The organism is Azoarcus sp. Soil_N_20, assembly GCF_057656155.1.
This window is the reverse complement of the sequence record NZ_JBDGKX010000035.1, coordinates 1-7,039: the sequence shown is the minus strand read 5'-3', so window position 1 is coordinate 7,039 and position 7,039 is coordinate 1. Positions and strand designations below refer to the sequence as shown.

Genomic DNA, 7,039 nt, shown 5'->3' with positions numbered 1-7,039 from the left:
TACAAGGACAACTGCCGCATGCTGTACGGCAGCGCGCAGCAGGCGATTGCCGAGGTCATCACCCATGTGAAGGCACTCGAAGCCTGAGCGTTAAAGTCTCACCCGCATCGGGCCGTAGAACGTAAAGTATCGTCTTTACGGTTTGCGGCCCGATGCGTTTTTCAGCGTTCCTGTGCTCCTTCTGCCTGATGTTTCCCGTTGCGGCGAGCGCGCAAGGCGTTCCCGCGCCGGCGACAGCCGCTGCAGCAGGGGCGGAGAACGATCAGGCCGGAAAGAACGCCGAAGACGATTGGCGCAACACCGACGGCTACCGCTTTCCAGCCATCGCGAAGACGGTGGCCGACATGCAGAACCTCGCCTACGCGATGACCCTGCGTGACTACTGCAGCGATCGTAAGGTGCCCGATGCGTTCGTGCGCGAGCGCCTGGCGCGGTTCAGCCAGATCAGCGGACGCGAGGAAACCTGTCGGACCCTGCTCGACTACTGAGGCGCAGCAGCACCACTGCTGCAGGTTGAACGACATCGACTGAACGATATCGACTGAACGACGTCAGTTGAACGACGTCAGTTGAACGACGTCAGTTGAACGACGTCAGTTGAACGACGTCAGCTGCGGAAGATGAAATACACCGCACCCAGCATGCACAGCGCGGCCCACAGGTAGTCCAGCTTCAGCGGCTGCTTCATGTAGATCACGACAAAGGGAATGAACACCAGCAGGGTGATGACCTCCTGCATGATCTTGAGCTGGCCGAGGCTCATCGAGGTGGCGCCGACGCGGTTGGCCGGCACCTGCAGCAGGTACTCGAACAGCGCGATCCCCCAGCTTACCAGTGCCGCCACATACCAGGCCTTCGAATGCATGTTCTTGAGGTGCCCGTACCAGGCAAAGGTCATGAACACGTTGGAGGCCGTCAGCAAGGCGGCGGTCTGCATCCATATCGGGATGCTCTGGAAGGAGGCGATCGGCGCCATGAGCCAGGCAGACATGAGGTCGGGTTGGCGGTCGAGGTGAGATTCAGAGCCGGGAAATCGCTTGCCCCGCGACGGCAGGCAGCAAGGACGAAACCGCGCCGATGCCGGGAATGACCAGGTCCGGCGCGATCTCGATCAGCGGCTGGAGGACGAAAGCGCGCAGATGCATGCGCGGGTGCGGCAGGATCAAGCCCGGTTCGTCGACTACGGTATCGCCGTGCATCAGCAGGTCGAGATCCATGGTCCGCGGCGCCCGATGACTCTCGCGAGTCCGCCCGCCGCGTGCCTCGATCGCGAGCAGGGCCTCGAGCAGCGGGCGCGGCGCGAGGGCGGTTTCGATGGCGACGACGGCGTTGATGTAGTCCGGCTGCTGCCCGGTCACGCCCATCGGCGCACTGCGGTAGCACGATGAATGCGATACCACGCGCGTGTCGGGCAGGGCGGCGAGCAGTTCGAGCGCGTTGGCGAGCGCCGCTCGCGGCTCCCCCAGGTTGGCGCCGAACGCAATGTAGGCGGATACCGGGCGAGCGCTCATTCCACAGTGCTGTCGGCAAGCACCGCTTCACCACTGCCGCTGGCAGGCTTGCGCCGCTTGCGCCGGCGCTTTTTCGCGGGTGCATCGGCGGTTTGCGGTGCGGCGCGCAGGAGGCTCTCGCGCTCGTCGTGGCCAGCGTGGGCAAAGTCGTCCCACCAATCCGGGATCTCCATCGGAATCTCGCCCGACTGTGCGCGCAGGCGCAGGAAATCCCAGCCTGCGCGATAACGGGGCTGTTCGATCAGCCGGTACGGGGTCTTGCCCGCACGTTTGTCGAAGCGCGGCTGCAGCGCCCAGATGTCCTTGATGTCACCGACGATACGGCGGGTGATCGCGAGTTTGCCGGCCTGGGCGTCGAGCACTTCGTCCATGGCCTCGAACAGCGCAGGCTGGGCCGGGGCTCCGGCTGCCTTCTTGGCATCCCAGGTGTTCAGCACGTGGTGCCACAGCAGGGTGGCGAAAAGAAAGCCGGGCGATACCGATTTGTCCTGGCGGATACGCTCGTCGGTGTTCTCCAGCGACAGCCAGACGAAGCGCTCGCCCATCGGTTGTTCCAGAATTACGTCCAGCAGCGGCAGCAGGCCGTGATGGAGGCCTTCCTCGCGCAACTGGGTGAGGCATTTCACCGCGTAGCCCGAGAACAGCAGCTTGAGCATCTCGTCGAACAGCCGGGCCGCGGGCACGTTCTCCAACAGCACCGCCATCTCGCGTATGGGCGTGCGCGCATCGGGGTCGATCGCCAGGCCGAGCTTGGCCCCGAGGCGTACCGCCCGCAGCATCCGCACCGGGTCTTCGCGGTAGCGGGTACGGGGATCGCCGATCACGCGCAGGGTCTTCTGCTTGATGTCGGCCACGCCGTGGTGATAGTCGACGATGATTTCGGTGCCCGGATCGTAGTACAGCGCGTTCACGGTGAAGTCGCGTCGGGTGGCGTCCTCCGCCTGCGAGCCGTAGACGTTGTCGTGCAGCACGCGGCCATGCTCGTCGGTTTCGGCGTCCTGGCTGGCACGGAAGGTGGAGACCTCGATCGTCTCCGGACCGCTCATCACGTGCACGATCTTGAACCGGCGACCAATGATGCGCGAGCGGCGGAACAGCGCACGCACCTGTTCGGGCGTGGCGCTGGTGGCGACATCGTAGTCCTTGGGCGGGTGGCCGATCAGCAGGTCGCGAACCGCGCCGCCGACCACGTAGGCCTTGTGCCCGTTTTCCTGCAGTACCGCGCAGGTCTTGCGCGCTGCGGGCGAGAGTTGCTCACGGCGGACACCGTGCTGATCGACGGCAATCAGTGCGGGCTCGGTGCGTAGGGGCGTGGCAGCGCGGGTGAAGACCTTGCGCAGCAGTTTTCGAATCATCTAGGCGTCAGTTTTTCGTGCGAGTCAAGCTCGCAATCATAACCGATGCGCACCGGCCAGAGTCGTGCGACAAAGAATCCGGAGATCATCGGTCGTGGGACGGGCGCACGGGCTATATTGATCTTCCGGTCCGGACACCGCCGGGACGATGTCCTGGTTCCACCATGGCCCGTTGTTCAGGGCCGCACTCTGCGCCCGGGGGCGTTCGCTTCGTTCCGCCCCGCGCGCGATCGACACAGGAGGCTATATGGCATTTTCAACGGCAACCGGGCGGCCACGATGGATCGGCACGGGATGGCTGCGCTGGCTACCGGTGGCGCTTACGCTGGCGTTGGCCTCGCCCGCGCGTGCCGAAGCGCTCGACGACGGCGAACTCGAAGAACTGGTGTCCCGACCGAGCATTGCGCTCTACAAGGCCTATGCCGAATTCAAGATGGCGAAATACGCCGAAGCGCGCGAGATCTGGCAGGCGCTGGCCGACCGGAATGTCGCCGAAGCCTGGTTCAACCTCGGGATCCTTGCCGAGGATGGGCTTGGAGAGCCACGCGACGGTCGACGCGCACTCGAGTTCTATGAAAAGGGTGCGCTTGCCGGGTCGACCAAGGCGCAGTACCGCCTGGCCTTGCTTTATCTCGACGGCCGCCTCGTCGCGCCTGACCGGGATCTGGCCGAACGCTGGCTCGAGGCCGCGGCGGCGGGCGGCGACCAGGATGCGCCCCGACAACTCGCGCAGCTTCGTACGGGGGAGGACACCGACGACTATCTCGCGGCGCGCCTGCTGGAGTCCGAAGGGCGCGTGGTCGACGCGGCGCAAGCCTATCGCCGATTGTCGGTGCACGGCGATGTCCGCGCGCGTACCCGTCTCGCGTGGCTGTATGAGGCCGGCCGCGGCGTCCCGCGCGACCTTGCCCGCGCCGCGGAGCTATTCGCCGCTGCCGCCGAACTCGGCGATCCCGAGGCTCAGTTCGCCCTGTCGGTGATGCTGCGGACCGGCGCCGGCCAGGCGCGCGACGACGCGGCCGCCCGCAGATGGCTGCAGAAGGCGGCCGAAGCAGGCTACCCGGAAGCGGTCGCGGCAGTGCGCGCAGCAAGCGCCGAGGATTAGGCCGGCGAGAACACCCCGGTGCCGTTGGTCCCGCGGACGTGCGACGGGAGTCATCGAGCGGAGCGCAAGCAGGGATGGCTGACCGCTCCGGTGCGTGGCGGATCCGGTGGTCGAGATTTTGCTTGATGCGGATTAATGTATTTGGCATAGTCCGAGCCTCTTGTCATCAGGCTTGGAGGTGCGGACATGGTCCCGAACAGAGTCGCGGCTGCCGATGCCGCGCGTGGCGTGATCGGCGGTTTGCCCGACGCCACCGCCTTCGCCGACGTGCTCGCCTGGTTCGACGAACTCGGGTTTACCGCCGCCGAGCGTGCAATCCGTTTGCGACTGTCCACCCGTCAGGGCGCCCTCGACCGCGTACTGCTGCCACAGCGCATCGACATCCGAGAGGCGGTGGGCGAAGGCCTCGATGGCTGCGTAACCTGCGTGTCGGCAAGCGCCGGGCTCCGCGTCGAACAACTCCTGGCGCTACCGATCGAGGTGCAACTGGTCACCGACCGCGGAGCCCTGCGGTCGCTGTGCGGCATCGTCACGCGCGTTCGTGCCGGCCAGTCGGACGGCGGCCTCGCGCTCTATCAACTGACCATGAGCGACGCGCTCGCAGTCATGGAACGGCGCACCAACACCCGCGTGTTCCGTCAGTCCAGCGCGCTCGACATCACCCGTGTCCTGTTCGACGAATGGCGGCACGGCAATGCGATCCTCGGGCAGGCCTTCGACTACGCGTTCGCCGATATCGACGAAGCCCGCTATCCGGCGCGCGAATTCACCCTGCAGTACAACGAATCCGATGCCGCCTTCCTGCGCCGCCTGTGGAAGCGCGAGGGACTTTGCTGGTTCGTGCGTGCCGGTCGGGTGGCAAACGGTGGGGGCGATGTGCCCGACGATATCCCCGCCCACACCCTGGTGTTGTTCGACGATGCGATGATGCTCGCCGCCAATCGCGCGGGCGAGATCCGCTACCACCGGGACGCGGCCACCGAAGCCCGCGACAGCATCACCGTGTGGGTCCCGGAGCGTCGGCTGGTGCCTGGCCGCACCGAACGCCGCTCATGGGACTACAAGGCCGCGGCTGCGACCAATGCGATGACATTCGCCGGTGTCGACTCGATGCTCGACCAGGGCGAAGCCGGCAATGAACTGGCGGCCAGTCTCGAAGACGCGCAGATCGACATCCCCCATGCCGGCGACAGCCGTGACGATCACGACCGCCTGACCCGGCGGCGCATGCAGCGCCACGAGCTCGAGGGCCAGCGGGTTGAAGGTGAAAGCGGCGTGCGCGACCTCGCCGTGGGCGAGTGGAATGCCATCGCCGGTCTCCCCGCGGTGGAGGGGCCGCGTCACGTCAACCCCGAATTTCTCATCACCCGGCTGCATCACCGCGGCGACAACAACCTGCCCAAGATCCTGGACGAACGGGTGCGGTCGCTGTTCGCTACACCCGACCGACCCCCCACGGGCAGCCCCGCGGACGAGCGTCGCTACCGCAACCGCTTCACCGCGGTGCGCCGCGACGTCCCGCTGGTGCCGTCGTGGAGTCCGGACGACGACCGGCCGCCGATGCCACCGATCACGGCGATCGTCGTCGGTCCGCCGGGCGAAGAAGTCCATTGCGACGAACTCGGCCGCATCAAGATCCGCCTCGTCGGACTTGCCGCCGAAGACCACGAACACGCCTCCGGCGCCGGCACCAGCGATACGGATGCCGATTCCGCCTGGGTGCGTGTGGCCAGCGCCTGGGCCTCCGAGGGCTGGGGTGCGCTCCATCTGCCGCGGGTGGGCGACGAAGTGGTGGTCGAATTCCTCGCCGGCGATCCCGACCGGCCACTGGTGACCGGCGTCGTGTACAACGGCCGCAGCCGGCCGCCGCGTTTCTCCGGAGCGGGCGGCCTGCCCGCGAATCGTCATCTTGCCGGCGTGCGGAGTCGGGAAATCCGCGGCACGGGGTACGGCGAACTGCTGTTCGACGACAGCACGGGCGAAATCAAGACCAAGCTCTCCAGCGAACATGGCAAGACCCAGCTCAACCAGGGCTGGATCGGCCACCCGCGCAGCGAGGGCAGCTCGACCCGCCGCGGCGAGGGCTTTGAGCTGCGCACCGACCTTTCCGGTGCCCTCCGTGCGGCGCAACTGCTGATCAGCACCGATCTCCGGCCGGGTGCGAGTGGCGCCACCCTGGATCGTCACGAACTCCTGGGCAACCTGCAGACGGCACTCGCCATCGCGACCCAACTCTCCGATCTCGCAACGGCTCATGAGGCCCAGCCCACCGACATATCGGCCCAGGAAAGGCTGTTGCACGGGATCGCGCAATGGGACGGGGACACGCCCGATGCCGCCGCGATAGCGCTCTCGGCGCCGGCCGGTATCGCCGTCGCAAGTCCGGGCCCGGTACAGGCTACGGCCGGCACCAATCTCGATTTCGTCGCCGCCCAGGATGCGAATGTCGCCGCGGGCCGCAAGCTGCTGCTGCGGGCAGCCGAGGGCCTGTCCGCGTTCGCCAAGGGGCAGGGTGTCGAAGTCGTTGCCGGCAGCGGCGACGTCCGCGTGCAGGCGCAGGCGGGGCGCCTCGAGATCGGCGCCGCAGAGCGCGCGCACGCCTACTCGCTGGACGAGTTGCTGCTCGAGGCCCCGCGCATCGTGCTGCGCGCCGAAGGCGCCGAGATCGTGCTGGCCAACGGTCGCATCACCCTCGGCGCCGCCGCCGGGGTCGAAGGTAAGGCACCGGACTTCCGCTTTGGCGGTGGTCAAGACGGCGGCCTCGAGTTACCGGACATGCCTTCCTCGAGCATGCGCACCGACGAGCGCATCGCGCTGGCCGGACGTGCCGGCCAGGCACGAGAGAACCTGCCCTACCACATCGAGGATGCAGTCGGCGCCAGCCAGGAGAGCGGGGCAAGCAGTACCGACGGAGCCACCCGCGAGCGTGTCACCGACACCCGGATCAAGTCGATCTTCCTGCACCTGGAACCTTGAGCGTCCCACGACCATGCCCAAGCCGACCCCCACCCCCGTCCACCGCCACGCCACCCGCCGCATCGCCCTGCAGTTCGACGACGACGGCAACC

General features: G+C 66.9%; 6 protein-coding genes. 3 read left to right on the top strand and 3 right to left on the bottom strand.

What is annotated here, in order from left to right; all coding sequences use genetic code 11:
* Positions 1-152: 152 nt before the first annotated feature.
* Positions 153-488: a hypothetical protein gene (locus AC3A35_RS27640; protein WP_487439766.1), complete on the top strand. Its 336-nt coding sequence runs from the start codon at positions 153-155 to the stop codon at positions 486-488.
* A gap of 119 nt (positions 489-607) precedes the next feature.
* Here the strand turns inward: AC3A35_RS27640 and AC3A35_RS27635 are convergent, their stop codons facing one another.
* From AC3A35_RS27635 to pcnB, 3 genes are all read right to left on the bottom strand, one after another.
* A complete protein-coding gene (locus AC3A35_RS27635; RefSeq protein WP_487439767.1) occupies positions 608-937 on the bottom strand; it encodes a DMT family protein in 330 nt (109 codons plus the stop codon).
* Positions 938-1,019: 82 nt separating this feature from the next.
* Entirely contained in the window at positions 1,020-1,511 is a 492-nt protein-coding gene (gene folK / locus AC3A35_RS27630; protein ID WP_487439765.1) for a 2-amino-4-hydroxy-6-hydroxymethyldihydropteridine diphosphokinase, read from the bottom strand.
* Positions 1,508-2,866, bottom strand: a complete 1,359-nt coding sequence (gene pcnB, locus AC3A35_RS27625) for a polynucleotide adenylyltransferase PcnB (RefSeq protein ID WP_487439764.1) — start codon at positions 2,864-2,866, stop codon at positions 1,508-1,510. Before pcnB ends, folK begins: the two co-directional genes overlap by 4 nt.
* A 247-nt stretch (positions 2,867-3,113) precedes the next feature.
* On the opposite strand from pcnB, the gene AC3A35_RS27620 reads away from it, so the two are divergent.
* Both AC3A35_RS27620 and AC3A35_RS27615 read left to right on the top strand, forming a co-directional pair.
* Complete coding sequence (locus AC3A35_RS27620) at positions 3,114-3,971, top strand: tetratricopeptide repeat protein (RefSeq protein ID WP_487439763.1); 858 nt, start codon at positions 3,114-3,116, stop codon at positions 3,969-3,971.
* Between the two features lie 186 nt (positions 3,972-4,157).
* Positions 4,158-6,947 carry a type VI secretion system Vgr family protein gene (locus AC3A35_RS27615; RefSeq protein ID WP_487439762.1) on the top strand — a complete coding sequence of 930 codons (2,790 nt, stop codon included), beginning with the start codon at positions 4,158-4,160 and terminating at the stop codon, positions 6,945-6,947.
* Positions 6,948-7,039 lie beyond the last annotated feature (92 nt).

What these genes read in the sequence shown, in the direction of transcription:
- pcnB (WP_487439764.1), bottom strand. Translation starts at nt 2,866, where the DNA reads ATGATTCGAAAACTGCTGCGCAAGGTCTTCACCCGCGCTGCCACGCCC.
- AC3A35_RS27615 (WP_487439762.1), top strand. Translation starts at nt 4,158, where the DNA reads ATGGTCCCGAACAGAGTCGCGGCTGCCGATGCCGCGCGTGGCGTGATC.
- folK (WP_487439765.1), bottom strand. Translation starts at nt 1,511, where the DNA reads ATGAGCGCTCGCCCGGTATCCGCCTACATTGCGTTCGGCGCCAACCTG.
- AC3A35_RS27635 (WP_487439767.1), bottom strand. Translation starts at nt 937, where the DNA reads ATGCAGACCGCCGCCTTGCTGACGGCCTCCAACGTGTTCATGACCTTT.
- AC3A35_RS27620 (WP_487439763.1), top strand. Translation starts at nt 3,114, where the DNA reads ATGGCATTTTCAACGGCAACCGGGCGGCCACGATGGATCGGCACGGGA.
- AC3A35_RS27640 (WP_487439766.1), top strand. Translation starts at nt 153, where the DNA reads ATGCGTTTTTCAGCGTTCCTGTGCTCCTTCTGCCTGATGTTTCCCGTT.